This window comes from Micromonospora sp. HNM0581 (assembly GCF_012726175.1).
In the GTDB taxonomy this organism is placed as follows: domain Bacteria; phylum Actinomycetota; class Actinomycetes; order Mycobacteriales; family Micromonosporaceae; genus Micromonospora.
The window spans coordinates 117,490-144,073 of sequence record NZ_JAASAD010000007.1 but is presented as its reverse complement, the minus strand read 5'-3'; the positions used below and the strand labels follow the sequence as shown (position 1 = coordinate 144,073).

Sequence of the window (26,584 nt, the reverse complement as noted above, 5' to 3'; positions counted from 1 at the left end):
GCACGGTGGATGAGGCTGTCCTGCGGACCCTTGCTCCCGCCGTGATCGGCATCCTCGTCCGTCGCGGAGTCGACTTCGCGACGGCCGAGGATGCCGTACAGGACGCGTTGGTCGAGGCCGTCCGGGCATGGCCAACCGATCCGCCACGCGACCCCAAGGGCTGGCTGGTCGCCGTGTCCTGGCGGAAGTTCCTCGACGCGGCTCGCGCGGACACGTCGCGGCGACGGCGCGAGGCCCTGGTGGAGTTGGAGCCCACGCCGGCACCGGGTGAACCGGTGGACGACACGCTCGCGCTGTACTTCCTGTGCGCGCATCCGTCGTTGACCCCGGCCTCGGCGGTGGCGCTGACGCTGCGGGCGGTGGGCGGACTGACCACACGCCAGATCGCCCGGGCCTACCTGGTGCCGGAGACGACGATGGCGCAACGGATCAGCCGGGCCAAGCGGACCGTCACCGGTGTCCGGTTCAACCAGCCGGGTGACGTCAGCACCGTGCTGCGCGTGCTCTACCTGGTCTTCAACGAGGGCCACTCCGGCGACGTCGACCTCGCTGCGGAGGCGATCCGACTCACCCGCCAGTTGGCGGCCAGGATCCGGCACGAGGAGGTGGCGGGTCTGCTCGCGCTCATGCTGCTCCATCACGCCCGTCGCCCGGCGCGGACTGCCACCGGTGGCCGGCTGGTGCCGCTGGCCGAACAGGACCGTGGTCTCTGGGACCGTCACCTGATCGCCGAGGGCGTGCAGGTGCTCCAGAACGCGTTGGCCCGTGACCGCCTGGGCGAGTTCCAGGCTCAGGCCGCCGTCGCCGCGCTGCACGCCGACGCCCGCACCACCGAGGAGACCGACTGGGTGCAGATCGTCGAGTGGTACGACGAACTGGTGCGCCTCACGGACAGTCCGGTGGCCCGCCTCAACCGGGCCGTAGCGGTCGGCGAGGCCGACGGACCACGGGCCGGCCTGGCCGCCCTGGTGGACCTCGACCCCACGCTGCCCCGCTACGCCGCTGTCGCCGCCCACCTGCACGAGCGTGACGGGGACCTGGTTACCGCGGCGCGGCTGTACGCCGAGGCTGCCCGAGCGGCACTGAGCCATCCGGAGGTCGACCATTTGACTCGGCAGGCCGCCCGACTCAACGCGCTGCGCCGTTGACTGACCAGCCCACACAGAGGGCAGCGCCGCACCCGTACGGATGCGGCGCTGTCACGGGGCGACCGGTCAGCTGATCTTCTTCCGGTAGATCGCGGTCGCACCGACGTACGCCACCACGAGCAGCCCGACGCACCAGGCGAGCGCGACCCAGAGGTCGTTACCGACGGGTTGCTCGGCGAACAGGGCGCGGAGAGTGTTCACGATGGACGTCACCGGCTGGTTCTCGGCGAACCACGCGACCGGGCCGGGCATCGAGTCGGTGGGGACGAACGCCGAGCTGATGAAAGGGAGGAAGATCAGTGGGTAGCTGAAGCCGCTCGCACCGTCGATGGTCTTGGCTGTCAGGCCCGGCATGACGGCGATCCAACTGAGGGCGAGAGTGAACAGGATCAGGATGCCGGCGGCGGCGAGCCAGTTGACCACGGATGCGCCGGTGCGGAACCCCATGATCAAGGCGACGCCGATGACGATCACGAGGGAGGCCAGGTTGGCGATGAGCGAGGTCAGGACATGCGCCCAGAGTACGGAGGGCCGCGAGATCGGCATCGACTGGAAGCGCTCGAAGATGCCGCCTTGCATGTCGAGGAAAAGGCGGTACGCGGTGTAGGCGATGCCGGACGCGATGGTGATGAGCAGGATGCCCGGCAGCATGTAGTTGATGTACGACTCGCCTGATCCGGTGTTGATGGCTCCACCGAGCACGTACACGAACAGCAGGAGTAGCGCGATCGGGGTGATCGCGGTGGTGATGATGGTGTCCGGGCTGCGGAGGATGTGACGCAGCGAGCGGCCGGTGAGGGTTCCGGTGTCGCTGAGAGCGTGGGCGGTCATCGGGTTTCCTCTCCTGCGGGCGTGGTCGCCTGGTCGGCGGTGGCGTTGGTCTCGCCGACGAGGGCGAGGAAGACGTCCTCGAGGCTCGGCTGCTTCTCGATGTACTCGACCTTGGCTGCCGGAAGGAGTTGCTTCAGCTCGGCCAGGGTGCCGTTCTGGATGATCGTGCCCTTGTGCAGGATCGCGATCCGGTCGGCGAGTTGCTCGGCCTCGTCGAGGTACTGCGTGGTCAGCAGGATTGTGGTGCCACCTTCGGCGAGTTGCTTCACCGTCTCCCAGACCTCGATGCGGGCCTGCGGGTCGAGGCCGGTCGTCGGCTCGTCGAGGAAGACGACCGGCGGGCTGCCGACCAGGCTCATCGCGATGTCCAGTCGTCGGCGCATGCCACCCGAGTACGTTCCCGCCTTGCGGTTTCCGGCATCGGTGAGCGAGAAGCGGGCGAGCAGTTCGTCGGCGATCGCAGCCGGGTCCTTGAGGTGGCGGAGCTTCGCGACCAGGATCAGATTCTCCCGGCCGGTGAGCACCTCGTCGACTGCGGCGAACTGGCCGGTCAGGCTGATCGACTTGCGTACGTCGGCCGGTGCCGAGGAGACGTCGAAGCCGTTGACGGTCGCGGTGCCGGTGTCTGCCTTCAACAGCGTCGACAGGATCCGCACCAGCGTGGTCTTTCCGGCGCCGTTCGAGCCGAGCAGCGCGAAGATGCTTCCCGCTGCCACCTCGAATTCGACGCCTTGCAGCACGTGCAGGTCCTTGAACGACTTGGTGACGGCCTGCACCTTGATCGCGGGTTCGCGGGTGGTGGTCATGCGCTCTTCTCCTCACCGTTGTTGTCGTCGGCAGCGTCGATCGCCGTCCGGAGGCGCTCTCGCTCGATGTCGATCCACTGCCTGCTGGCGTACGCCTGCAGGAGGGTCTCGGCGAACTCGACCGGGTCGTCGCCGACGATCGCGCGGACCGGTGTCTCGTCGACGACCGCCCGCTCCCAGAGGTCGACGAAGTCGCCGAGCATCGTGGTGAGCGTGTCGCCGTCGAGGACTCCCCCGTGGTGCATGAAGTACCGGTGCAGGGCCTTGGCAGCGCCGCGATAGGGCTCCGGCAGCGCCTCGATGCGGGCGATGAGGTGCCGGTACTGCTTCTTCTGCTCAAGTGACCCGACCAGTGTCTCGATCCACTTCGCGGCCATGTTCACGCTCCCTGGTCGTGTTGGTTGCCGGTGTGGTGGAGTTGCTCGATGCGATCCGCGAGGACGCGCCACGTCCTCCAGAAATCGGCGAGTTGCTGCCGTCCCTTCGCATTGAGGGAGTACACCTTGCGCGGTGGCCCCTTTTCGGAGGGAACCTTCTCCACGTTCACGAAACCACGCTGTTCGATGCGGACGAGTAACGCGTAGATGGTGCCTTCGGCGATGTCCGAGAAGCCGCGGTCGCGCAGCCAGGCGGTGATCTCGTAGCCGTACGCGGATTGGCGCGCCAGGATCGCCAGGACGATGCCTTCGAGGGTGCCTTTCAGCATCTCGGTCATCTGGTTGCCCACGCCCCCGCCCCTCGCTAGTAAGTAGTGCTTACTAGCGGTAGAAGGTAACACTAGGTACCGGTAGATAGCAACACTGAATACCGCGGAGGTCGACGCTGCGGCGAGGGCTCAGGCCGTCACCGCACAGGACCGACATGCCGCCGGCGGCGGTGGCGAGGTGGCCTCAGCGTCGTTGTCGTCGGCTGCGCATGCGGGCGCGTTCGCGGCGTTGCCCGGGCCAGATGCTGAGCGCGCTCACCGCGGCACCAGGAGCGGGTTGGCCCTCGGCATGTCACGAGACCATGGCCAGCAGGCGACAGACCGTGGCGAGCCCGACGGCCACCTCGACCGGGTTCGGCTCATCGTGCAGCGCCTACTCGAACGCGGTGTCAGCGTGGACAGCGGAGGCGACATCAGACCGGCCGGATCAACAGCCGTCCCCCGCCGGGACAGCGCAGGCAGGGTCCACAGCGAGAACCAGGCCGAGCAGATCACCGAGGGCGTGGGCAAGACGGCCGTCGGCCAGTTCGTAACGGGTGCGCCGCCCCTCAGGAACCCCTACGACGAGACCACAGCCGCGCAGGCAGGCCAGGTGGTTAGAGAGGTTCTGCCGACTGGTACCGAGCAGGTCCGCCAAATCTGCCGGATATCCCGGGCCGTCACGCAGCGCAAGCAGGAGCCGGGCACGCAGCGGGTCAGCCAGTGCGTGGCCGAAGCGGGCAAGGACCTGCCCATGGGTCACCGTCTCCACGTACGCACAGTACGGAACAGGACGCGCCCGGCGGAAGACCTATACATAACGACAGTCATTTGCAACACAGCGGTCGGATGGTCACTGTCCGCACCCGGTCCGGGCGGCCAGGCACGGAACACCGAGTCGCCCGCAGCAAGCGGGTCATCTGCTGAGCCGGCAGTAGCGGCGCAACCGTCGTAGCCCGACAGTATCCAGCCGGTCGGTCGGCGCCGCCGAAACCGCGTCCAGCCGCTGTTGCACGGCGATCTGATCCAGGTGCATGCCGATCGCGACGAGTTCACCGACCACCGGTGGCTCCGGCAGCGGCGTGACATGGATCTGCGCTCCAACGACATGCACGGCGAAGCCCTGTACCTGCCGAGAACCACGCACCCGAACCCGACCCTTCAGCCGGTAGACACCGGCAGGCGGGTCTTCGACCAGGTCGACAAGCATGCTCGGAGCAACCGGGCGCGCCAGCTCCACCGAGGCTGCCCGCGCATGCTCATGGTCGTGGTGGTCGTCGTTCTGACCGCGAATCATCTCAGCGAGCGGAAGCTCGTCGACCGGATCGACGTCGGCGGCACTGTCGAACACGAGCATCGGGTCGATCCGACTGTGCCGGGCAGTGACGATCTGCACGTACGGGTGGCGTAGCCGCACTCGCTCCCGGATCCGGTCGACCACCCGGTCACGACTCGCGGACGGCAGCAGATCCGTCTTGTTGACGACGACGAGCGTCGCCGACGCGTACCGGGCGGGGGGCTCCGGCCGGAGGTCCACCGTACGGAAGTGCTCAACGGCGTCGATCACTTCGACGAGGCCACCGGGCCGGATCCCCCTGACGCGGCCGAACCTGATGAGACGCGCAAGATCGGCCGGCTCGGCCACGCCGCTGGCCTCCACCAGGATCGCGTCCAGCCGCAGCCGAGGCCTGGAAAGGCGGTGCAGTGCGTCGTGCAGACCACCAGCGTCTGGCAGGTGGCAGATGCAGCCGCCGGAGATGACCTCAGCCTCGTCGATCTGCCCGGTCACGAGCGCTGCGTCCACGTTCAGCGTGCCGAAGTCGTTGACGACGACGCCCAGGCGCGCACCGGGCCGACGCAGCAGGTGGTTGAGCAGACTCGTCTTGCCTGCGCCCAGATAGCCGGTAAGCGCGATGACGGGCACCCGACCTGAGGTGCCGAGCCCGGGCACGGCACTGCCTTGGCGGCCCCTCAGGTCGGTCACATCACTCTCCGATCGCCCCGAACAGCCCCGTGCCGGCACTCACCAGCCGACCGGGAGTAGCCGGACCGATCGGCATCGGCTCAGCGCAAGCTGGTCGGATCGATGTGGCCGAGCTGTACGGCGCGGACGAGGCGCCGAGGAACGCGGTAGGTCATACTGCCGATCTGGATGGGCACCAGGTCGACCGGCACCGCCTTCCAGTTGGCGCGACGATGACGGGTGTTGCTGCGAGACATGCGCCGCTTCGGGACAGCCATCGGAACTCCTGCGGGTTGAGCAGTTACAAGATCGGCAACGTGCGACCGGCCAGAACCGGGACTCCCCGGCCCACTCCCGACCAGTCCACAGTCCGCCAACTCTGCATCTGTCACGGAGTTGGCGATCGAGAAGCCAGGACAGCTTCCGCGGCACCGTCACCAAGATCTAGGGGCAACGGTTTTCATTGTACATAGCAACGTGACACGTTGCGCCGGTGCGGTGCCAGGAACGTTGGCCGCGGCCGGGCGAACCGACAGCCCTCGACGTCGCACCCACGAGCCGGCGCGCCCACTCGACCGAAGCCGCCACCCTTGACCGAAAATTCAGAGCAACCGCGATCCGGCCAGGTGCCGCACCGACCGGCCGGCGCTGTCGTAACTCCGGGCCGCCACGAACGATCCGGCAGGCGCGGCCCCCACCACGGCACGCGCCAGCGTCCGGTCGGCGTCACGGAAGCGAAGCCCAAGGCTGAGATGCGGCGTCCAGCGGTCCGGGTCGTGCCACGGACCACAGCCGCGCCCGTCAGCCAGCACCTGCCACACCGCCCGGTGCAGCTCGACCAACCTGGCGCCCGGCTCCACCAGCCACACCAGCGGCGCACTACCCTCCAGCACCGTCACATCGCCGAGCCGCGCCGGCAGCGGCAGCGCCTCATCCAGGAGAGCGGCGAGGCGGGCGACGGCACCAGGCGGAAAGTCGTCAACCGCGGCGAGAGTCAGGTGCGGACGATTCGTCGGATGGATGTTGCGGGCCAGGCTGGGCAGACCGGCAGCACCGAGCCTGCCCCACGCCGACCGCACGGCGGTGTCCAACTCCGCCGAACAAAGCAGTTCCACCGTACGCACGCCGCCAGATTAGCGGCCCCGCCCACGCGTCGGGGCGCCCATTGCAGCCGTCCCGCAGCGAGGCGCTGGCTGAGTTGGCGTCGCGCCCCCATGTCTGCCCAGCCCACCGGCATCGGGCAGTGCTCAATGACTTCTGCCGATCGATGCGGTTCGCGGGAACGGTTGGCCTAACCGGACACGAGGTTGGCTGAGGCTCGTGGAGATCAGGCGATCCGGTAGGTGTTCTCGCCGCCGATGAGGGTGCAGATTCGGCGCAGGTTGTAGGTGTAGGTGTGTAGGCGCTGCGCAGCCAGCCGGCGCGGCGGCTCGGGCATGAGGTCATCCAGGATCTCTTGTTGGTACGCCGATCCGCCCTGCACGATGAGATGGACGAGGAACTCGACTGCCTGCGACCGGACATGTTGTCTGTCGGGGACGTCGAGGATCGCCGGTGGGCCGAGTACGCGGACCTGCACCTGCTTGGCTCCGGTGTTGACCTGCTTGGCGAGGCGGTGTCGGGTGTCGTGCCCCTCGACTCCGTCCGCGCCGTCGCTACGTATCGACTGCGGCAGATCCTTCGAGTCGGGGGTCGTTCATGGTTGGGCGCCATCCGTCCTCGACCTCATGCGCGAAGGCTCGCGGCTCATTGCCGAGACGGTACCGATCGCGTCGGCCGCTGCGGGCCCCGCCGACCAGCGCCACGTCACAGGTTGGCGCGCTTCACGGCCGCACTGTCGGCACCGGCCAAGAAGGACCGTCGCAGCACGCAACCGCGATTCGCGGCGTCCGCAGGGCGGGGCGAGAGGCAGCACGACACTCGGACGCCTCAAGTAATGATTCGGCTACGCACGGCTAGACGAGGCCGATCACCAGCGATAGCCTGGCCGCGCTGAAGCAGCAGCCCGAGTTCACCGGAGGCAACTGGATGGCGCGTAGGTCTCCCTCGCCGAATGAGTCGGAACGCTGGCAACGCCAACAGGCACGGGAACTCGAGCGGCAACAGCGCGCCACCGCAGCTGCGGCCAAGGCCGCTGATCGGGCGAAACGAGACCAGCACATCGCCGACCAGAAGCGCGAGACCGAGCTAAGGACTGCCGAGGTCGAGACCCGGGCACGGCAGCTCCAGGCGATCCTCACCTCCGGCCTACGCCACACCGCTCGAATCGACCTGACCTCGCTCAAGCGTCAGCCCTCGCAGCAGCCATTCAATCCGGGCGACCTCGCCGCGGTTGCCGCGCAGCCGGCCTGGGAGCAGTTCGTGCCACCGCAGCCCGGCATGGTCAGCCGGCTCCTCGGCGGGCAGAGCCGTTACCAGCAGCAGCTCGCCCATGCCCGCGCCGCCCATCAGCAGGCCATGCAGGCATGGCAGGCCGCCGACGCCGACCGGCGTCGGCGGCTCGACGCGGCACGCAGCAATCACGACGAGCGGGTCCGACAACATCTGGCGGAGGTTGAGGAACACAACCGACACGTCGAGCAACTGATCACCAACTACCGCGCCCGAGACCGAAAGACCGTCGAGTCAGTCATCGGGCTCACCCTCAACCAGGTGCCCCTGCCAGACGACTTCCCCCGGCGCGCGGAGATCACCCTCAGTCCCCAGCAGGCGCAGATCGTCGTACGCATGCAGCTCCCCGGCCGCGACGCTGTACCCACCGTGCGTGGATACAAGTACGTCCAGACCCGCGACGAGATCCAACCGGTCCCACGACCCACGAAGGAAACCAGCGAGCTGTACCGATCGCTCGTCGCCCAGGTAGCGCTCCTGACATTGCACAACCTGTTCGAAGCCGATCCGCAGCTTGCCAGCATCGGGTTCAACGGCCACGTCGACGCGATCAACCCCGGCACCGGGCAGCGTGAATACCCCTGCCTGATCAGCCTCAACGTCGAACGTGAGTTGTTCGCCCAGCTCGTCCTCGCCCAGGTCCGCCCCGAGGTGTGCCTGCGCCACCTCAACGCCCTCGTCTCGCCGCACCCGTACGAACTGGAACCGATCACTCCGATCCTGGACTTCGACCTGACGAAATTCTCCTTCGTCGACGGCATGGACGCCGTCTCCACGCTCGACTCGCGCCCCGACCTGATGAAGATGAGCCCCACCGAGTTCGAACACCTCGTCCGGCAGATCTTCGAGGCGATGGGCGTGGAAAGCTGGACCACCGAACAGAACTACGACGACGGAGTCGACGCCGTCGTCGTCAACCGCTCAGCCCTGCTCGGCCGGCTGAGCATCGTGCAGGCCAAACGCTACAAGGACGCCGTGGGCGTCAGCCACATCCGCGAACTCGCCGGCGCCATCGAAGAGAAAAAGGCCGGACACGGCATCCTCGTCACCACCTCATGGTTCACACCCCGCTCCTGGCAAAAGGCCCGCGAACACGGACGGATCGAACTCATCGACGGCAACCGCCTCACGTACCTGATCAAAGAGCACCTCGGCAAAGACGTCCTGATCGGCATCAAGCGCCCTCGGACCGCGACCACCGGACCAGACGGTGCCAGCGCTGCAACCGCCAGTAGCTAAGACAGGCGAGGGAACGGCGCAGCCCGAATCGAGCACGCATCAGGGCGGTCTCAGCCGTTGAATATTGGATCCAATAAAGGGCTGGGTGCACCGTGCCAGGTGATGGCTAGTACATCTCGGGCACGGGTCGCGGCGACGAACAGCAGCGACCGGGCCTTCCGTTGCTCGAGCTCGTACCGCTGCGGGTCGGACCGGCGGTAGCGTTCGATGTAGGGACGTGGGATCGCACCCTTGCACACTCCGATAATCGCCAGCCGCTGATACTCAAGGCCCTTGAACCGGTGCATCGTCCCCACGTGAATCTCGCCGTCGCCACGCGGCCCGTCCTTAGTGAGCTCGGCGCAGGTCAGGCCGCCGTGTTTCTCCAGGTACTCGATGACCTGGGTCAGCTGTTCGTGATCCGCGACCGCGACCGCGACGTGGCCGGACGGGTCTTGGCGGGCGCCATCGTCGTCCGTCGAGAGTTCGTCGCGCCATCCCTGTAGCAGTGTGCCGACGCCGGCCAGTTCGCCCGGCCAGTTCTGATATCCCAGGAAGGTCGGTGTGGGGCCGTGCAGCACGGACCGGTATCCCCAGAGGTTGTCGACGCCGTCGTCGAGATCGTCGTAGACGGTCTTGTTGCCCTCGGCGATCCGGAGGGCGTGTTCCAGGATCTCGCGGGTGGTGCGGTAGCTGAGTGTCAACCGACGTGAGCGGCCCCGAATATTGATGCCCAGAGCACCCAAAGAGACCTGGTGGTCATAGATCCGCTGATGGGTGTCGCCGGCGATGAAGAGGTCATTCGGGCCTGGCTCAACCATGGCGCGCAACATCTTCCAGTGAGCGGCGCGCAGATCCTGGGCTTCGTCGACGACCACGTGCCGGTACCGGTACGCGAAAGGCCGAGAGCCGGAGCTGTCGTCTGCCGTCGCAGGCGAGCTCCGGTACCGCTCCGCTGCGGCGGCGCGTTCGATCTCGAAGCGGGCGGCGCGTTCAGCGGCCTGGCCCCAGGTCTCGGCGCCGAGCTTGTCCAGACGAGCGGCGAACTGCTCGATAAGCTTCCAGATCTGGCTGCGTTCTGGGCGGGTGAGTGCGCGGCCACGCCCGCCCCGTCGGGCGCTGAAGTAGTCCGACCGGCTTGTCAGTGCCTGGCCGAGAATGACCTGCTCCCATTCGTCGAGGAGAAAGTCGGCCTCCCAGCGCTTTTCGTCGAGTTCGAGGAGGAGCTGCCGCATCTCGATCATAGCTGCGTGATCGCTGATACGCTTGCGCCGGTTGCGCTGGTCGGTGTTCTCACCGATGACACGGGCGGCAAGCTGGTCGATGTGCACGACGTCAACCCTCGCCAGCAGCTTCGGTTCGCTTATCAGGGAGGTGAGGCGGAGCCGCAGGTCGGCGGCGAGGTTGGCGGTGAAGGTTGTGAGCAGGATCTGCACGCCGTCGTCGGTCAGCTGCTCGACGAGATACTTGACCCGGTGCAGCGCGACGACGGTCTTGCCGGTGCCCGGACCGCCGGAGACGCGGGCCGGGCCGGTGTATTCACGCCGAGCGGTTTTGGCCTGGGTCGGGTGCAGGTAGTGCTTCCAGCTACGGAAACTACCCTCGTCTAGGGCAGCCTGCACGTCGTCGTCGATCGACGAGACATTGGTTCGGCTGACCGCGGTGGAGATGTCGGCGAGGTCCGGCTCGGTTGGCAGTTTCACCGGGCGAGTCACCTCTTCGAGCACTGAGTCGATGCTCATCCCCGCCGCGAGTCCGTAGAGCACGTCCTTGGAAAGCAGCGGTGCACCCGAGACGAGTCGGTCGAGTTCCTCATCGGTAGTGACAGCCAAGGCCAAGTCGATGAGCTGCTCGGCAACGCCGAGGTCGCGGAGTTGGTCGGCCGTGTAGGCACCGAGTAGGGGCGGCCGGTCTGGAACCTGATCGGGATCTCGAATGGGAGCCGGCGTTGGAGCTACATCATCGGGCTCGGCCGGGGTGAGCGTGATCCCGGCACGCTGCAGGGAGCTGTCGCCCATCACGGCGAGGTCGACGAACTCCAGCTCTCCGGTGACGCGGTTGACCGCGACCTGGAGTTCGTCGTAGACGTCCTTGCGATGCCGGACCGCGATGATCAGCCAGTGCTGGCGGCCACGCTCGTCGGTCTCGACCGGAATGAGCAGTGCCCGATACGACTGGTTGATCTTGGCGCGGTGGATGCGGGAGTCGCCCTTGAGCTTCTTCAGATCCAGGCCGGGCTGATCTGGGTTCTTCCGAAACCGGTGGCAGAAGTCGTAGAACAGTCCCTTGACCGTCCGGTCGAGCTTGTAGAGCTCTTCCTCGGCCTTGTAGTGCAGGCTGAGTCGCGCGGTCATGACTCGGAGTCTTCCATGTCGGGCAGCAGGTCTTCGAGTTCGTCGAGGTGTTGGAGCCACTCGGCCGCGGTTCGCATCGTCCAGCCTTCCTCGGCGTATGCCTCGTCCCGGTGCCGTGCGTCGGTGTCATCACCGTGCAGGGCCACTACTGCGATCTTGAAGTTCGGCAGGAGCCAGGCGAAGTCGACCTGCCAGCGGCCGGCGCCGAGTTCGTAGCCGAACACAGGTGCGCGTTTGCCCCGGTCGGCCAGCCTGCGGGCGAGAACACCGAGGTCACCGCCGTGTTCCGGCTCATCGTCGAGGATCTCCAGGATCTCGTCGTCCCACTGCTGGTCCCGCGGTCCGGACGTCGCCGCAGCGGGTTTGTCGACGCTGACCGTCGGCTTCGGCGGCGGGCTGTTCAGCGAGTCGAGTTCGCCGACGCCGCCGCAGACGACGAGGGTGTCGAGGTCGAGTTCGGCGGCGGTGCTGTAGGCGAGTTGGATCCCGTCACCGCCGGCGTACGCGAGGAACTGGGTGAGGTTCGTCCAGTAGAGCCACGAGCGCCAGCGCCGCCAGTGGCCATCGCCGGTGAGTACGGCCTCACGGTCGTCGAGAGCCGCGAGCGCCGTCCAGCGCGGGTGGTCCGGATCCTTGGCGTCGAGGATGACGATGATCGGCAGCCCGCATTGATCGTGCGCCCGGAAAGCGTGCAGCGTGGCGTCCGGGTCCCCGGCAGGCGGTGGCTGTTCGGGTTGTCCAGCAGTGAGCCCGTTGAGTTCGGCACGGAGCGTCCGGGCCAGTTCCCGGCGGTCGGTCGTCGCCGTTAGTAGAGCGGTTCCTGGCTCGGCCAGCAGTCCGGTCACCATGGCGCACGCCGCTGACGCCCACCTCTGCTCGTCGGGGTCTCGCAGGTAGGCGATCAGAGAGCTCACCGGGTCGGTGTAGATCATGCCGGTCAGCTGGGCCCGGTTGCCGTCGAACTCCTCGTAAGCATCTTTGGCCTGCTCCTGCGCCGTTCCTGAGTACGGCGGCCAAACCGGCCGGGTGGAGGTCGGCCGCTGCTCGAACAGCTCGATGTCGGACCAGGTGACCTGGAAGACGCGGTGGCCCTCGGCGCGCAGGACGGTCCGCTGCCGGGCGTCCGACGCGATGCGGTTGTGCTCAGGGGTGGCGTGGAACCGGAAGCCCTCCAGGTAGACGGTGACACTCTGGCTGGGACCGTCTACCCGGTTGAAGGTGAAGTCGGTCCTGGTCCGGCGCAGCTGCTGCTGGGCAGTCATCCGCCAGTGGACCAGGTCGGTGCCGCGGGCAAAGCGCAGGTGCCCGCTGGCGTGGCCATCCTCGTCGAGCGATACGTCGTCGGTAACCGACACCCAGCCGCGCAGCAGGTCGAGGAAGCGCTGTTCGAGGTCGGATTCGAGTTGGCCGTCCAGTCCGATCTTCCGGGTGTTGGCGACCGGCTCGGTCTCCCACCCGCCATCGTCGAAGAGCAGCGAGCTGATCATCCGGAGCGCGGTATTACGGGAGACAAGGTCCTGCTGCGGTTCGGGGGTGTACCGATGCAGGCAGCGATGGCAGGCCCGGCGCTGCTCGTCCTTGCACTTGCAGTCGAGCAGCGCGGCGTGTGCCTTCAAGAGCACCTTTTGGAAGTCTTCGGCCTTGGTGAGCCGGTCCAGGTAGCCGGTGCCTCCCGGAAGCCGGTCGTAGAGGACCAGGAACCAGCGGCGTTCTCCGCTCGCCTGGTCCGGCATGGAGGCGACGGTGGTGTCCAGGTGCTGGGGGTCGCCGCCGAAGTGCAGGTCCACGCCCATCCGCAGCGCCGCCCGGAAGGAGTGCACCCGGGTGTCGACGTCGGCGGCCGCAGCGGGAAGCAGGATGCGCAGCGCCTCTGTCCGCAACTGGTGGGCGAGCAGGACCTTCTCCTGCGTGATGTTGTCCGGCTTGCCCCGGCGCAGCGGGCACCATGGGCGGTGATTCTTCAGCTGTGGGTTACGCGTCTGGGAGGAGGTGAGAGCGTCCGATTCGAGATTGAAGACCGGCTGGCCGTCCGCGCTCGTTGCCCCACATCCCGTGCAGACGTGGAACGGATTGATCCGTACGGTGTGCCCGGCGAAGTCGTCCCGCGGCGGCGCGTCATAGCGGGCCGGCCCGACGTTGATGCGCCGGATCATCGCGCGCCGGCAGTAGTCGACGCCGAACGTCTGGTGGGTGTGCCGCCACGAACCGGGGGCGATCTCGTCGTCGGGGAAGTCGACCGCGTCGACGACCGTGTAGAAGCGACGGTCGCGTTCGTCCTTGTCGTCCCGGATCCGGGCGTCTTCCCGCAGGTCACGCGAAGTCACGGTCGACGGTTCGACGACCTGGAAGAGGCAGCCGTCGTCGGCGATGTAGGTGCTGTCGCAGCGGGGGCAGGCAGACCGGTCGTGCACAGCGTCTTCCGTGCGGATGTATCCGCAGCCCGGGCAGACGCGCCAGTGATGCCACTCGGGCCGGCCAGACGTGATGATGTCGATGCCGGTGATCTGGTGGCGGTAGCCGTTGACGTAGAAGGTGTTGCCGGGGGCGAACTCCTCCAGGGCGTATCGGCGGGGTCGCTGATAGCTCACCGGTTTCGACTTGTACCGGGGTGTCTTGCCGTCCTTCGGGCTCACACCGTCCGGCCCGTACAACGTGGCGTTGAGGGTGGTGACCGTGTCAACCAGGGCGTAGTTGGGCAGCAGGCCCAGATCGCACAACGCACCCTGCGCCGTGGTCTGGCCGAGGCCCATCAGCCGTTTGCCGAGCGCACGCCGCTCGGCATCCAACATCGCCTTCTCATCCGCCTCGTCAGGGTCGGAGTCGTGCAGCTCGTCGTACGCCTCGCTGATCGTCCGGATCCGGGCCCGCAACCCTTCGTCCTGGCGCCGCCACTCCCGCTCGGCTTCCTCCAGCCCCGCCCGCAGGCCGTGTGACGCGTACTCGATAAGATCGTTACGTGCATCTTCGGTGACACCGCGTGGCAACAGGTCGGTGCCGTCGTCGCGGGGAAACAGCCGGAGGAAACCCGCCACGAGTTCGGCAGCTTGGGTGATGACGACCTCGATCAGGTCGACGAGGAACCCGGACGGTCCGAACAGCGCGTTCACCCGGTCCGGCAGCGCCCGCAGTACAACGCCGTCAGCGCGGGCAAGGCGTCCGGCCGCGGCCAGGTCGAGAAGGTGGGCGAGGTACTGCCGGCGCAGGATTTCCACTGCGGACAGGTAACAGCCCGGCGGCACGATCGTCCCGGCGATGAGTTCCTTCGGCTGATCCAGGAAGTACAGGTCACGCCGAGAGCGGTCGGCGATGGTCAGCAGGAACGCGTTGCCGGTACGCCGTCCGGCACGTCCGGTCTGCTGGGCGTAGCCCGCTGGTCGGCGAGGCAGCGCGGCGAGTACCACAGCGGAGAGGTCCCCGATGTCGATACCCATCTCCAGCGTCGGCGTGCAGGACAGGACGTTCGGGTTCTTGAACGCCACTACGCCCGTCTCGTCGGGCTTGCGGCCCTGCTTGAACGCCTGCTCGACCCGTTCCCGCTGCTGGCGGGTGAGCATGCCGGTGTGTTCGGCGGTGTTCACCTGATAGGTGCCCGCCTTCCGGTAGAGCCGGCGGTAGTAGTCCTGGGTGTAGTCACGGTCACGCTGGTGGCGCCCGAGTTCCATCGGCCGGTTGCCGGCGATTAAGCGGCCGGTGCGGCACCGATAGGCCGGGCACCGCTGGCCGTGCCACTGGTCGAGCAGCGACGGATGCACCGTCTGCTCCCAGAAACAGACCGGGCAGCGTACGAAAGCCTCCCGCACCTGGCTGTCGTCCAGCAGCAGGGCTTCGATGTTGCCCGGTTGCAGGCCGTAGATGCGGGCGGAGGAATCATTCGGGGTACGAACGGACAGCAGCCCAGCCGATGTCAGCTCGGGCAGCAGCCGGTACCAGAACTCCGGGATGACCTCCCGCGACAGGCCGAGGGTGCGGCCCGTCCACCGCTCGTACCAGGACAGCCGGCCGGAGGCCACGTCGAAGTCACTGCCGTTCTTCGATGCCGCGAGCAGGAACTTCGGCGCCGCGACCCGGTTCGGGAACGCTCGCATGCCCTGCGGACGCTGTCCCCAGATGAAGTACCGGCTCGTCCCGGCCTCGTCGATGTACTTGCTCAGCCACTTGTGCGAGACAGCGCCGCGGCTGCGAAGCCGTTCCAGAAATACCCGGACGAAACCCAGGTAGGTGGCGTCGTCGGCCTCCATGATCGGCAGGCCATCCCGGCCCAGATCGAGGTGGATCTCCTTGACCATCGCCGTGACGGCGGCCGGATCGGCGAGGTGGATGTGCGCAGCCGCGGTGCGGGTGAGCTCCAGCGTGCGGCCGTTGCGGGAGCGGAACCCGAACTCCATCAGCGTCTCGAACGCCAGCCGCTGCCCGATCAACTGCCAGGTTGCGATATCGCCACCACGTCCACGGCCGGACAGCAGGCGGTCGACACCGAGCAGGCCATGCAGATCCGGAGGTACGACCGCAGCGAGGGTCTGCGGATCGGTCGTCGCAGACACCACGTCGGCGATCAGGTCGTTCAGAGCTGTGGCGGACTCCTGGCGCAGGTGCGCGGCGAGCAACGCCCGCAGCGAGAAGGTGTACGACCGGTTCGCCACGAAACCGGCCCGGTGCGCCGCGTCCTGGACCGAGTCGTTGAACATGAGGGTCTTGTCCTCGAACGCCTCCTTGTCCAGCTCGCCAGCGGTGAACAGCTGCGTGATGGCCGCCGCGGCCAGAGCGGCCGCACCGGTGCCGAGGAAGCGGATGGCGTTGCGCTCACCGCACGCCGGGCACCAGTCCTCTGCCGCGGCCGTGTTGGCCGTCGGACCAAGGTTGACCAGCAGGAACGTCGAGTCCCGTGCGGTCAGCGCGGGTTGCCCTTCGTCGTTGTAGTCGGAGCCCGGGTCCGGTAGCCGCAGCCGCTGCCGGACGGCGTCCAGCACCATCAGCGTCCCACCAGGGCCCTGTGCCGCCGACGGTGCTCCGACACGCTGGCCGGCGTCGCGCATCGTGTTGCGGCCGGCGCCCTCGGCGGCCTCCCGGTCGGTGGCCGCGATCAGGTAGCGGATCCGGACCTTGTCCTGCCCCGTCGAGGCCCGGCGGATCTTGTAGCTGTCGAACTGGACGTCCCAGTCGTCGCTCTCCGGCGAGAAGACCGCCCAGCCGGAGCGACCACACTCCCGGCAGTAGACCGCCGGCAGGAACAGGTTCGCGGCCTGCCCGGCGGTCGCGGTCGTCACGGGTACCGTCACCACGCCCTGATCGGTGCCGGGATCGCGGGTCCCGGCGACGTCCCACCGGAACTCCGCCTTCGGCCACGGCAACACCCCACGCAACAGCCGGGTCACCGCCCGAGCCCACTGGTGCACCTCGACATGCACGAACGGCCGGAGCTCGCCGGGCGGAGACTGAGGATCACGGGCGTACGAGAGCAACGCCACGAACCTGGCCAGCGCCGCGGCGGCCTTCTCCGGCTGCCGAGTGATCGCCGACGACCAGCTCTGCGCGCCGGCACGCCACATCAGCCGCAGCACGTCCGGGCCACTCTTCACATCGCCCTCGAGAGCGATGAGCAGCGCCTTCGTGAACAGGTGCCGCTTGAGGCGTTTCCCGAGTTCGACCTGATTGAGGTCTTCGACACCGGTCACCGCGTTAGCCAGCAGCAGTAACGCATCATCGCCGGTGGTGGGGTCCGGCAGAGCGAGCAGCTCGTCAGGCGTCGGGGTCGGTAGGGGCTCGATGTCGTGAAGAGGGATGAAATCGTCGATGGTGAGCCGGTTTTCACCGATGATCGCCTCGGAGGTGAACTCCGTGCCGAACACCGCGGTCGCGACCTTCAACAGATCCTCGGTGGCTCGCTCGTCTGAAGCCGAGGCGAGCGTCGCCGAGGTAGCCACCGGGCAGATCGGGCCCAGCGGGCGGCCCTCCTCGCCGGCGCCCACGACGGCGGCGAGCCGGCGCAGCAGCATCGCGACGTCGGTGCCCTGCGCGCCGTCGTAGGTGTGGAACTCGTCAACCACCACGTACCGGAGGTCCGCGTCGTGCCACAGCGGCGCGTCGTCGACCCGCTGAAGGAGCAGGTCGAGCATCTTGTAGTTGGTGATCAGGATGTCCGGCGGGGTCAGCTGCATGTCCTGCCGCCGGGTGTAGACCCGTTCGTACTGGATCGCGGCCCGGTCACCGATGTAGAGACCGGCCGTCAGGGTGCCCAGCTCGTCGCGGTGCCCGAGAAGCAGCTCGTTGATCCGCTGCGCCTGGTCGGTGGCGAGCGCATTCATCGGGTACAGCAGCAACGCCTTCACCCCGGACCGCCCGGCAGCCCGCTCCCGGCGACAGTGATCGAGGATCGGGTAGAGGAACGACTCCGTCTTGCCGGAGCCTGTGCCCGTGGTGACCAGCGTCGGCTCCGGCACGTGACCATTCGCCGAGCTCAACCGGGCAAAAGCCCGAGCCTGATGGGCGTACGGCGTCCAGCCCTCTCGCCGCCACTCCAGATGCTGCTCCCAACCAGGCGCCGCCGTGGTGAACGGAGTCCTGATCCGCAGGAACGGCCCACGGAACATCCCCGACGTCTCGTTGCCGAGGAATCGGTGCAGCGCCTCCCGGGCGCCCTCGTCGGCCAGCGCGTAGGTGGTCGACAGGTACTGCAGCAGGCTCTCCTTCAGTCCACGCGCCTCCAGGGTCGGCCTCACTGCTTCGCCGCCTTCCGCGTGACCGGATCCCATTCCCCGCGGGCGATCGCCGCATCCAATCGCGACTGGAACACCGCGTGCGCCGCTGTCATCTCAGCCACCCGGTCCGCCTTGTAGAACGGCGGGGTATAGCCCTCAGGTGGCGGAACTTTCTTGGGCTCGGACCTGTCGTTCTGGTATGCCTCAAACTGAGCCCAGGCGGCCTTTGTCTGTCGCTGACCGATTGTCCGGGCGTTACCGGCAAGCTTCCAGCCGTCTGCGTCGAACCATGTCACCGCTTCATACTTCTGCAATGCAGGAAAACGCCCGCGGTAGGCGGCGACTAAGGCGTCGGCGCTCATCCCTACCCAGACCGCGACCAGCGCGTCAACTTCAACCAGCGCGGCTCGCCGGGCGCGTTCGCTACGCAATGGCGTCTTAGGCTGCCACTTGGATTCCACCTCGGCCAAGGCCGCCAAGCCCGGCCATTCGCAGGCCCACGTTTCGGCCGAGGGCCAATCCGGCTCGAATAGCTCCTCCCAAAGGCTGGAGTAGGCCGACGTAAGGCAGTTGAGGCGAAGTGTTCTCAGGAGGAGCGCTGAGGCGAGGGGGTGTTCAGCCGAAGGTGCCGGAAGGCTACCTGCTCGGCCGACATCGAGGTGCTTCGTCCCCGTGATTCGAAGGAAGTAATCGAGAGGGATCGAGGACCACATCCCCGAAAGTAGTGCCGTTGTGTAGCTGTCGTTGATCCAAGCACTGCGAACACTGTGCGTATGGGCTGCGCCAGGGGGCACGATGGCATTGTAAAGACCTCGCTCAGTGTTAGAGTAGATGACTTCTCGCCATGCTACGCGAAAGAAATCGGTATATGGTCGAAGAGATCTCTGCTCGAGGATAGTCTCGACCTTCCTTGGGTCGACGTCACCTTCAGGAATGTCCTCAATTTCGGCGATTAGTGACCGCGCGTCGCCCTGCGCCTTGTCGTCTGAGCGAAGACGTGCCAGTTCGGCGTGATCGATCCAATGATCATGAGCCTGGCGATACGCTTCCTCCCGCCCAAGTACTGGCACGTATTCAGTGTCAGGAACGAAATCAATGGGCAGGCTAACAATGTTTAAGCCATAGGGATCGTTGCTGTTTGCGTCGTGGCGCTTAAATGCCGAAGTGGCGAGGCCCAACTGGGTCCCTTTCAGGACGACCTCGCTCCAGCTCTTCGGCTGATACTCCCGTCCGGTATTTGGATCTACCCGGTTGTAGTCGATCAGATTTGCCTTTTTGGCTCCAGAGCTGTGAAATCCGGGGGAGATTTGTGGACTCAGCGCACTGAGGCGAATCGGATACGAGGCGAGCGCCTCGATTGCGGGGATCTCAGCGGTGCTTACAGGGAACAGCAACCGTGCTTGGTCGAGCGGCCGGCTCTCCTCATTGAGTACCCGTCGCCAGACCGCGAGAACGTCCTTGTTCACTGTCACGACCCGGCTCCGGTGGGGTCGTTCATCGAACTCGCGATTCATAAACCGGATGCCCGGAACGTCTCCGGAACCGTCGTGGTCGCCGGAGAGTCGCAGGGCATCGGCCGACACCAACCACGAGAGATGGGCGAAGCTGATCTCTCTCTCGCGGCCGTACACATGAATGCCGAAGTGGGCCGTGTCGCCGACCGGACGCGGGAAAAACCGCTGACCCGAGTTGACAAAGTCGCCGTGGATGCGGAGCCGGTGATACGCGGCGGCTCGCAGTGGCCCTTCCTTCTCGCCGGCGAAGTGGGTGTCCGGGTGCAGCATGCCAGCGGTCCCTCGGCGCGACATGTGCGCCCAGATCTGGCACATGAAGGCACGGTAGAGATCCGGCTGGGTACCAGCCAGCAGCGGATACATCTGGGGTGCCCCGAGAAGCGCTACCGTCGCGCTGTTGTTGGTTAGTTCGTCAAGGACGAATGCCTTGATGTCCGGTTTTGTGAGTAGATCGCGGCGACAGCGTTCCTTGTCGGACTCGGATGGCCGGTCGGCGAGTTCGAACCAGGGCTCGTACTCGGCCATCACCGCGTCGAAGTCCCAGCGGGGCCGAACCCAGGGCGGGTTGCCGACCTGGAGGTCGAAGCCACCTCGTTCGGCGAAGATGAGTGCGAACTCCAGCTCCCAGTGCAGGAAGCCCTGCCGGTCGGCGATGTCGCGGACGACCCGCAGCCACGGGAACCGGTCTTCCGGCGGCTTGGTGTCCATATTCAAGAATCCGGCCAGGGACTTCTCGAAATCCTTCAGCTTGTCGAGCGTGTCGTACGCGTCGAGGAAACTGTTCTGCGGGACGCCGGCGGTTCCGAGAACTGCTTCGAGGAAGTCGAGCCAGTCATCGAGGTTCTTCAGGGGGATGACTCGGCGCAGTGCCGGTGCTGAGGACTTCGGGGCCTTCGCGGGCTTCTTCTGGGGCTGCTGCGGTACGGGTGCTGGCTCGGGCTCCAGACCCCAACCAAGTTCGTCGAGGGTCGTCTGGTCGCCGTCCATGGGGAAGAGCGTCATCGGCCGCGAGATCATGCGCCGGGCAGCTGGCGCCGACGGCGCAACCGCAGTGGATGTCGCTTGCTGCGGCAGTTCGGCTGGTGGCTCGGTGCCGGGAACAGTGGTGTCGATCAGGCTGGCCAGGCTGTCGCGTGTGATGCTGCCGCTGACGTCGTACTCCTCGTCGGTGCCGTCGAGCAGCCCGGCTTGGTCGGACGGCCAGAACCAGAGGGCACACCAGGCGTCCATGACCAGCTTGAGCCGCCAGTACGGGGTGTCGACTGCCTCGAAGAGGTCCCGGAGCACGTCCTCCTTGGGTGTTGATCGCTCTTGCTGGTGCAGGAAGCCGTACTCGGGTTCGTCCGCCCCAGCTCCCCAGATCGGAATCCGCCGGGCGATGTTCTGCTCGGACATGTCCATCCGCTTGACGACCGCAGCCCAGAGGAACTCGGCTCGTCGGGCGGCGTCGCGGAGCCGGGTGAACTGGGAAGGCTTCTCCTGCTGCGGCTGCTGGGTGCGGGCGACCAGTTTCGGGGTGCCGTCCGCCTTGAGATGTGAGGTGTTCCGCGTCGGCCGCTGGAGGATGCCCTTCTTCCAGTCCGCGAGCTTCTTGTTCTGGTCGGTAGAAAGCTGTTTTGCCTCGGTGTTGCCGGCGACAGCGGCCCAGCCCGGCGTGGGCAGGAGGAACTGGTGCACAGCGTCGGCCGGCAGCGGCTGAAGGTTGCCGTACTCATCGCGCATCGGCAGCGGAGTCGGGGCCAGGGTTCCCTTGGCCTTGAGCCACTCCTTGGCGGTGGAGCAGACGTCGTCGGCAGTGTAGATCGCGCGCCGGGCGCCGATGAGCGAGTTCCCGCGCCGCAGATGCAGGCCGAACCAAGGCGCGAGCATGCCCGGCTGCATGGTATTGAGCCACAGCGAGACCTCGGCCAACTCGACACCGGTCGGGTTGAGGTCGACGCCGTACGCGTTGTGCAGAGCGATGTAGGCCTTGACCCGCTGTTTCTCGGTGAGCATCTGCCCGGACGGGATGGACCGCCCCAGCTCGTCCTGTCGCCGACGCAGGTACTCCTCGGCGACCTGGTTGATAGCCTCGTTCAAGAACGCGCCGGAACCGAGCGCTGGTTCGCAGAGCCGGTACGACAGCAGCTCTGCTGCTCGAGTCTTGATCGTGTTGCCGTGGGCGTCGCGTTCCTGGTCGAGCCGCTCCTTGAGCGCCAGCTCGACGGTGACCTTGGTTAGTGACTCCGGCGTGTAGTACGAGGCGGAGGTCTCCCGCTCACGGCCGGATAGCCGGTAGACGAACGAGCCCTTTGCGTACTTCTTGACGCCGCGCAGACCGTGCCGGGCGTCGACCTCGTTGTAGCGGACCAGCGTCTCGTCCGGATAGTCCTGCTGGCGGTGGGCGGGCACCAGCCACGAGCCCTCGTCTGGGTTCCCTTCGCGGGCTACCTCGCAGAGTTCCTCGTCGGCGATGATGCCGGTGTAGGACATCAGGCCCTCGTAGACGGCGCCGAGCTGGTTGATGCCGAGGTTACGGTAGGAGACGAAGCCGCCGCGCTCGCCCTTCTTGCCCTGCTTCATAGTGAGCAGGCGCAGCACCTGGTGCAGGGCGGCGTTCCGGGGCCGTAGGTCGAGCCAGCGCGGATCTTCGTCCTCGTCGCTACGCGGGTCGAGGGTGCGGGTGCCGATCAGCCGGATGGCGCCCGGTTCGAGCAGGGTGCTGCGCAGCGCTTCGAACCGCAGTCCGTGATCCTCGCTGCGGCGTTCGGCCTTCTCCTTGCGGGTCGCTTCGTCATCGCCGGGGAGGTCGTCGTCGGGTTCGGTGCCGTACTGCCGGTGCCCGAAGTTGACCTTGTTGAACAGCAGGTCGAGGGACGCGTACAGATGGAAGCCGTTTCTCGACTCCTCCTCGACGAGCTCTTCGTCGAGGGCGCACAGCTCCCGCAGCCGGGCCATCGAGTAGCCGCTTTCGTAGCTGCCGTCGTCGGTCGGCAGGATGCCCAGCTCGGGCCGGGCCTCGGCGTAGAGCAGGAAGAGGACCCGGTAGAGGTATCGCAGGCACTCGCGGGTCAGCTCCCGGGCGAACGGCAGCTTCGGGCTCTCAATGTCCTCCGGGCGTACGTTGTTGCCCGGCTCCGTCATGCGGAGCAGAACCTCGTTGGCGAGGATCTCGACGGAGCGTTGCAGGCCGCGCCGCAGTTCTTTGGAGACGCCGACGGCGTTGGTGCTGGAGTTTTTCAGCAGTACGTCGATACGGCGGGTCGGATCGTTGTCGCCGGGGCGCAGCATGTCGTGGCTGAACAGGGCGGCGATGGTCGACAGCTCGCCGGTCTGGGTCCGGTCGTAACGTTCCAACGCCGTGTCGAGGTTCGCGGCGAGATAGCGCCCCTCGGCCCAGGTGCCGCGGTCGGCGAGGATGATCACGCCGCCGTGCAGCAGCAGGACGAAACGCGGGTGGGTGCCGCCGGGACCGCCGATCTCGCTCTGGAACAGCCACGACGCGAGCGCGGCGCCGCTCTCGTACTTTTCTGATCCGCTGACGTGCAGGGGATGCAGCAGGCGCCCGGCGCCGTTCGGGTCGAGGGCCGCGTCGGCGTTGCCTGTCCAGCCGCAGTCGATCGCAATGATCTCGTCGGTGTGCAGCGCGACGGTGACGGTGTGGTCGCGGCCGGCCCGATGCGCGACGAGCTCCAGCGGTGCAGGGTCGAAGCCGAGGGCTCGCAGTACCTCCTGGTGCCACTCGGTCAGGCGTTTGCGCCACTCCGGGTTGTCGTAGGTGGCTAGACGGATCGGGCCGTCGCCGTCGGCCTCAGCCGCAGCGGCGAAGTAGCGCCGGCCGTCCTCGCCGAGGTAGCTGCCGCGCAGACCACGGATCAGCTCGCGCGGCGTACGACGGGGGTCGTTCTCGTCGCCTTCGCGCCCGGTCCATACCGCGAAGATCCCTTTCCGCAGGTCGGTGTTCAGGTCCTCGGCCAGGTAGTGCGCGGAGAGGTACTCGCCTCGGTTGGTGAGTGAGTCGTAGTCGCGGCTCATCCCTGTGTCCCCTTCACCCCGTCGGCGAGCGGTTCCAGCACTGCTAAGAGGCGCAACATCGGTGCCCCGACCGATTCCAGCGATGCCACCAGCTGAATCAGGCGGTCGGCGGTGCTGTCGACCTGCCGGTGATCCGGTCGCGGCCCGGCGAACAGCGCTGCCTGCTTCCATTTGCCGACCTTGTCCCGGTAGGGCTCCAGCGTCCGCTTGATGTCGGCACGGTAACCGCCCTCGATCTCGCCGAAGTAGCGGCGCGCCTCCTCGATCGCGTCCGGCACCATCTTCGTCAGCCCGTCCAAGTCCCGCGGGACGGCGCGGGCCGGCATCCGTGGCCCGAGACCGAACTCGGCCAGCAGCTCAGGAGTGATCTCGACGGTCCTGGGGTCATTTGGCACGCCGGTGACCGCCATCCACTTGACGATGGTCGGCCGGCCGAGCCGGTTCGAGGCGATGCCCTGCACAAGGAAGACCGGCTCGGTCACGGCTGCAGCCAGGACCGGCGCCTCGTGCCGGCCGACCTCGACGAGCACCTTGTCGGTGAGCCAGTCCAGCACCGGATGTACGTCGGTCACGTAGGAGACCGTCGGCCACTGCGAGTCTGAACTCTCCCGCGCCGCCGTCAGCCGGGCATCGGCGAGATCCTTGGAGAAGGTTATACGCAGACGCCCGGGAGAATCCGGCCCCGGCAGGATCTGCTGCTCCTTCAGGTACGACCTGGGCAGCGACCGCAGCCGGTAGAGCAGATCAGCTGGCGGCTCGAAGGCGATGGTGCCGTTGTCGTCGCGGTACAGCGACAGCTGGTCCTCGGGGTTGGGCCGACAAATCTGCCGGAGACCCTCGTCGAAGTAGTCCGCGGTCGAGGAAAAGAGCGTCAACACCTCCGCTCTGAGGACTTCCTTGCGCTCCGGGACCGCGCCGACCTGCCCGACGAGCTTGACGAGGAAACCGGTCCGGCTCGCTCGGGACTTTTTGATCGACTGCTCCACGGTCCGGCCAGCGACCAGATCCTTGATCAGGCGATCTTCTTCCTCTTGCGCCCGGTATAAGCCGGTCACTGCCTCTGCCGAGCCCTCGATCTTGTGGGCCTCGGCCTCGCGGGCCAGCAGCTTCTCACCGACCAGGCGGTCGTCCAGGGTGCGTGCGGCGCCGGACTCCGGATCGGTACGCCACGGCAGGTTGCTGGTGAGCACCAAGGCCCGGAATTGCGGCGAGTGCTTCTGCCCGTAGCGGTCGATGCGGCCGTTGCGCTGCTCGATTCGGATCAGTGACCACGGCAGGTCGTAGTGGATCAGGATGTGGCACTGCTGGTGAAGGTTGACGCCCTCGGAGGCGATGTCGCCGGTGAACAGCATCCGGACTGGGGCGTCACGCAGGCCGAACGCTTCGACGAGGCGCTGTTGCTCCTCATCCGAGGTCGACTCGCGGTGCATGACCTGCACAGCGCCATTGAAGGCCGTCCAGGGTTTGCGATCGGTTACCTCGGCGGTGGCTGGAAACCCGAGCACAGCGGGAACGGTCTCGGCCAGCCAGATGAGCGTCGGGATGCGTTCCGAGAAGATCACAACTCGGGTGTCCGAGCCCGGTCCGACGCCGAGTTCACGCAACTGCGCCACCAAGGCGGTCAACTTCGACGCGTCGTCGTCCTGGACGTGCCCAGTCAGTTCCTGCAGCGTAAGGAGCGCTGTCCGCTCCGCAAGGCGCGCCTTGTCGCCCGGTTTCTCGGCCAAGGACGTGTCGATCGTCTTCAACCGCGTACGGATCGTCGCCAGCAACGCCCGGTGCGAGGAGAGGAACGACTTGAGCAGCTGATACGGCACCAGCTGATGGGTGCTGACCGAAGTACCGCCCTCGGCCGGGATCCACCGCTCGATCAGTTCCGCGAAGACTGCAGTCTCTGCGGCGCTGGCCTGAACGTGCACTGGCGTCGACGGCCCGCGATCCGGCCAGGAACCGGTCAGCGAGTCGCGTACCTCGGGCGAGGTCTTCGTCCGGCGGATGTAGAGATGTTCGAGTTGGTCGACATCGTAGCTGCTCGGATCGGCGATCGCGGCCTCGTCCAGCATGTGAATGAGCTCGGCGAACGATTCCGCCCGGCCGTTGTGCGGCGTGGCCGACGCGAGGATCAGCGCGTCGGTCTTGCGAGCGAGCAACCGGGCCAGCTCGTTGTTCTGGGTGCCCCGGTTGACCAGGTTGTGCGACTCGTCGATGACGACGGCGTCCCAGTCGGTCTGCTCCAGATGATGGGCGTAGACGGCGCTTTTCAGCGTGTCCACCGAAATGATCGCCCGCTTGAAGTACGCGAACGGGTTACGTCCCGCCGGTATCTCCCGCTGCACCCGCTGGATGCCGGTCGAGTCCAATCGGACAAGCGGGATGGCGAACCGCGTCCACATCTCCCGCTGGAACTGCTCCAGGATATGCTGCGGCGTCACCACAAGGATCCGCTCGCCGCGACCGCGTCGGATCAGTTCGGCCAGCAAGATACCGATCTCCAGGGTCTTGCCCAGGCCCACCACGTCCGCGATCAGGATCCGAGGCTGCGGGTTCTTCATCGACAGCGCCAGCTCAGCCGGCCGCAGTTGGTGCACCTGCGGATGCATCAGGAACCCGTCTGCGAGCGCGAGCCCGTGCTCGGTCTGCGGCAGCGCAGTCTTGCGGAATACCGCCTCCAGGAACAGCCGGGCCCGCCGGTGGTTCGCCGAGTCGTCTGCCACCAGCGTGGTCTCGCGCGGATCGAGGATTCGGATGTCGTCGAGGCTCTGATAGAAGATCGCTTCCTCGCCGCGGACGAACGGCGACACCCCGGTGACCTCGATCATCCATCTGTCGCGCCTGGTGAACGTGCTCTTGCGTACCAGCCACTGCTCGTCACGTACGAGTACCTGCGACCCTGGCGGGAAGCCGGCCGACACCTGTCCCTCGCCGGTCACGGTTTCGGCCTCGACATTCACCCTTTGCCCCGCTC

15 protein-coding genes are annotated in these 26,584 nt (G+C 66.8%); 2 read left to right on the top strand and 13 right to left on the bottom strand.

Going from position 1 to position 26,584, the window contains the following annotated elements; genetic code table 11:
* Positions 1–5: 5 nt before the first annotated feature.
* Positions 6–1,148 (top strand): DUF6596 domain-containing protein, encoded by a 1,143-nt coding sequence (locus tag HCA58_RS11655; protein WP_169597801.1) that lies wholly within the window; start codon positions 6–8, stop codon positions 1,146–1,148.
* A 66-nt stretch (positions 1,149–1,214) separates the two neighbouring features.
* Here the strand turns inward: HCA58_RS11655 and HCA58_RS11650 are convergent, their stop codons facing one another.
* The 9 genes from HCA58_RS11650 to HCA58_RS11610 form a co-directional block, all read right to left on the bottom strand.
* Complete coding sequence (locus HCA58_RS11650; protein ID WP_169597800.1) at positions 1,215–1,979, bottom strand: ABC transporter permease; 765 nt, start codon at positions 1,977–1,979, stop codon at positions 1,215–1,217.
* A complete protein-coding gene (locus HCA58_RS11645) occupies positions 1,976–2,785 on the bottom strand; it encodes an ABC transporter ATP-binding protein (protein ID WP_169597799.1) in 810 nt (269 codons plus the stop codon). Before HCA58_RS11645 ends, HCA58_RS11650 begins: the two co-directional genes overlap by 4 nt.
* The gene (locus HCA58_RS11640) at positions 2,782–3,162 is read right to left on the bottom strand and encodes a DUF1048 domain-containing protein (RefSeq protein WP_169597798.1); all 381 of its coding nucleotides are present in this window, start codon (positions 3,160–3,162) and stop codon (positions 2,782–2,784) included. The genes HCA58_RS11645 and HCA58_RS11640 overlap by 4 nt, the downstream gene beginning before the upstream one ends.
* Positions 3,163–3,164: 2 nt before the next feature.
* Complete coding sequence (locus HCA58_RS11635) at positions 3,165–3,512, bottom strand: PadR family transcriptional regulator (protein ID WP_169597797.1); 348 nt, start codon at positions 3,510–3,512, stop codon at positions 3,165–3,167.
* A 406-nt stretch (positions 3,513–3,918) separates the two neighbouring features.
* Positions 3,919–4,242, bottom strand: coding sequence for a helix-turn-helix domain-containing protein (locus HCA58_RS11630; protein ID WP_169597796.1), 324 nt, complete (start codon positions 4,240–4,242; stop codon positions 3,919–3,921).
* A 144-nt stretch (positions 4,243–4,386) separates the two neighbouring features.
* Complete coding sequence (locus HCA58_RS11625; protein ID WP_169597795.1) at positions 4,387–5,454, bottom strand: CobW family GTP-binding protein; 1,068 nt, start codon at positions 5,452–5,454, stop codon at positions 4,387–4,389.
* Between the two features lie 80 nt (positions 5,455–5,534).
* Positions 5,535–5,711: a 50S ribosomal protein L32 gene (rpmF, locus tag HCA58_RS11620; protein WP_169597794.1), complete on the bottom strand. Its 177-nt coding sequence runs from the start codon at positions 5,709–5,711 to the stop codon at positions 5,535–5,537.
* A 324-nt stretch (positions 5,712–6,035) separates the two neighbouring features.
* Positions 6,036–6,557 (bottom strand): 2'-5' RNA ligase family protein, encoded by a 522-nt coding sequence (locus HCA58_RS11615; RefSeq protein WP_169597793.1) that lies wholly within the window; start codon positions 6,555–6,557, stop codon positions 6,036–6,038.
* 203 nt (positions 6,558–6,760) lie between these two features.
* Positions 6,761–7,012, bottom strand: a complete 252-nt coding sequence (locus HCA58_RS11610; protein ID WP_169597792.1) for a hypothetical protein — start codon at positions 7,010–7,012, stop codon at positions 6,761–6,763.
* Between the two features lie 449 nt (positions 7,013–7,461).
* Here HCA58_RS11610 and HCA58_RS11605 point away from each other — a divergent pair, with 449 nt between their 5' ends.
* On the top strand, positions 7,462–9,063 hold the full coding sequence (locus HCA58_RS11605) for a restriction endonuclease (protein ID WP_169597791.1): 1,602 nt from the start codon (positions 7,462–7,464) through the stop codon (positions 9,061–9,063).
* A gap of 50 nt (positions 9,064–9,113) precedes the next feature.
* Here the strand turns inward: HCA58_RS11605 and HCA58_RS11600 are convergent, their stop codons facing one another.
* The 4 genes from HCA58_RS11600 to HCA58_RS11585 are packed head-to-tail and all read right to left on the bottom strand — an operon-like array spanning position 9,114 to position 26,570.
* The gene (locus tag HCA58_RS11600; RefSeq protein WP_169597790.1) at positions 9,114–11,396 is read right to left on the bottom strand and encodes a UvrD-helicase domain-containing protein; all 2,283 of its coding nucleotides are present in this window, start codon (positions 11,394–11,396) and stop codon (positions 9,114–9,116) included.
* Positions 11,393–18,112: a DEAD/DEAH box helicase gene (locus tag HCA58_RS11595; RefSeq protein WP_169597789.1), complete on the bottom strand. Its 6,720-nt coding sequence runs from the start codon at positions 18,110–18,112 to the stop codon at positions 11,393–11,395. The genes HCA58_RS11600 and HCA58_RS11595 overlap by 4 nt, the downstream gene beginning before the upstream one ends.
* Positions 18,109–23,619: a hypothetical protein gene (locus HCA58_RS11590; protein WP_169597788.1), complete on the bottom strand. Its 5,511-nt coding sequence runs from the start codon at positions 23,617–23,619 to the stop codon at positions 18,109–18,111. The genes HCA58_RS11595 and HCA58_RS11590 overlap by 4 nt, the downstream gene beginning before the upstream one ends.
* Positions 23,616–26,570: a DEAD/DEAH box helicase gene (locus HCA58_RS11585; protein WP_346775964.1), complete on the bottom strand. Its 2,955-nt coding sequence runs from the start codon at positions 26,568–26,570 to the stop codon at positions 23,616–23,618. The genes HCA58_RS11590 and HCA58_RS11585 overlap by 4 nt, the downstream gene beginning before the upstream one ends.
* Between the last annotated feature and the right edge of the window lie 14 nt (positions 26,571–26,584).

What these genes read in the sequence shown, in the direction of transcription:
- HCA58_RS11600 (WP_169597790.1), bottom strand. Translation starts at nt 11,396, where the DNA reads ATGACCGCGCGACTCAGCCTGCACTACAAGGCCGAGGAAGAGCTCTAC.
- HCA58_RS11640 (WP_169597798.1), bottom strand. Translation starts at nt 3,162, where the DNA reads ATGGCCGCGAAGTGGATCGAGACACTGGTCGGGTCACTTGAGCAGAAG.
- rpmF (WP_169597794.1), bottom strand. Translation starts at nt 5,711, where the DNA reads ATGGCTGTCCCGAAGCGGCGCATGTCTCGCAGCAACACCCGTCATCGT.
- HCA58_RS11605 (WP_169597791.1), top strand. Translation starts at nt 7,462, where the DNA reads ATGGCGCGTAGGTCTCCCTCGCCGAATGAGTCGGAACGCTGGCAACGC.
- HCA58_RS11650 (WP_169597800.1), bottom strand. Translation starts at nt 1,979, where the DNA reads ATGACCGCCCACGCTCTCAGCGACACCGGAACCCTCACCGGCCGCTCG.
- HCA58_RS11645 (WP_169597799.1), bottom strand. Translation starts at nt 2,785, where the DNA reads ATGACCACCACCCGCGAACCCGCGATCAAGGTGCAGGCCGTCACCAAG.
- HCA58_RS11590 (WP_169597788.1), bottom strand. Translation starts at nt 23,619, where the DNA reads ATGAGCCGCGACTACGACTCACTCACCAACCGAGGCGAGTACCTCTCC.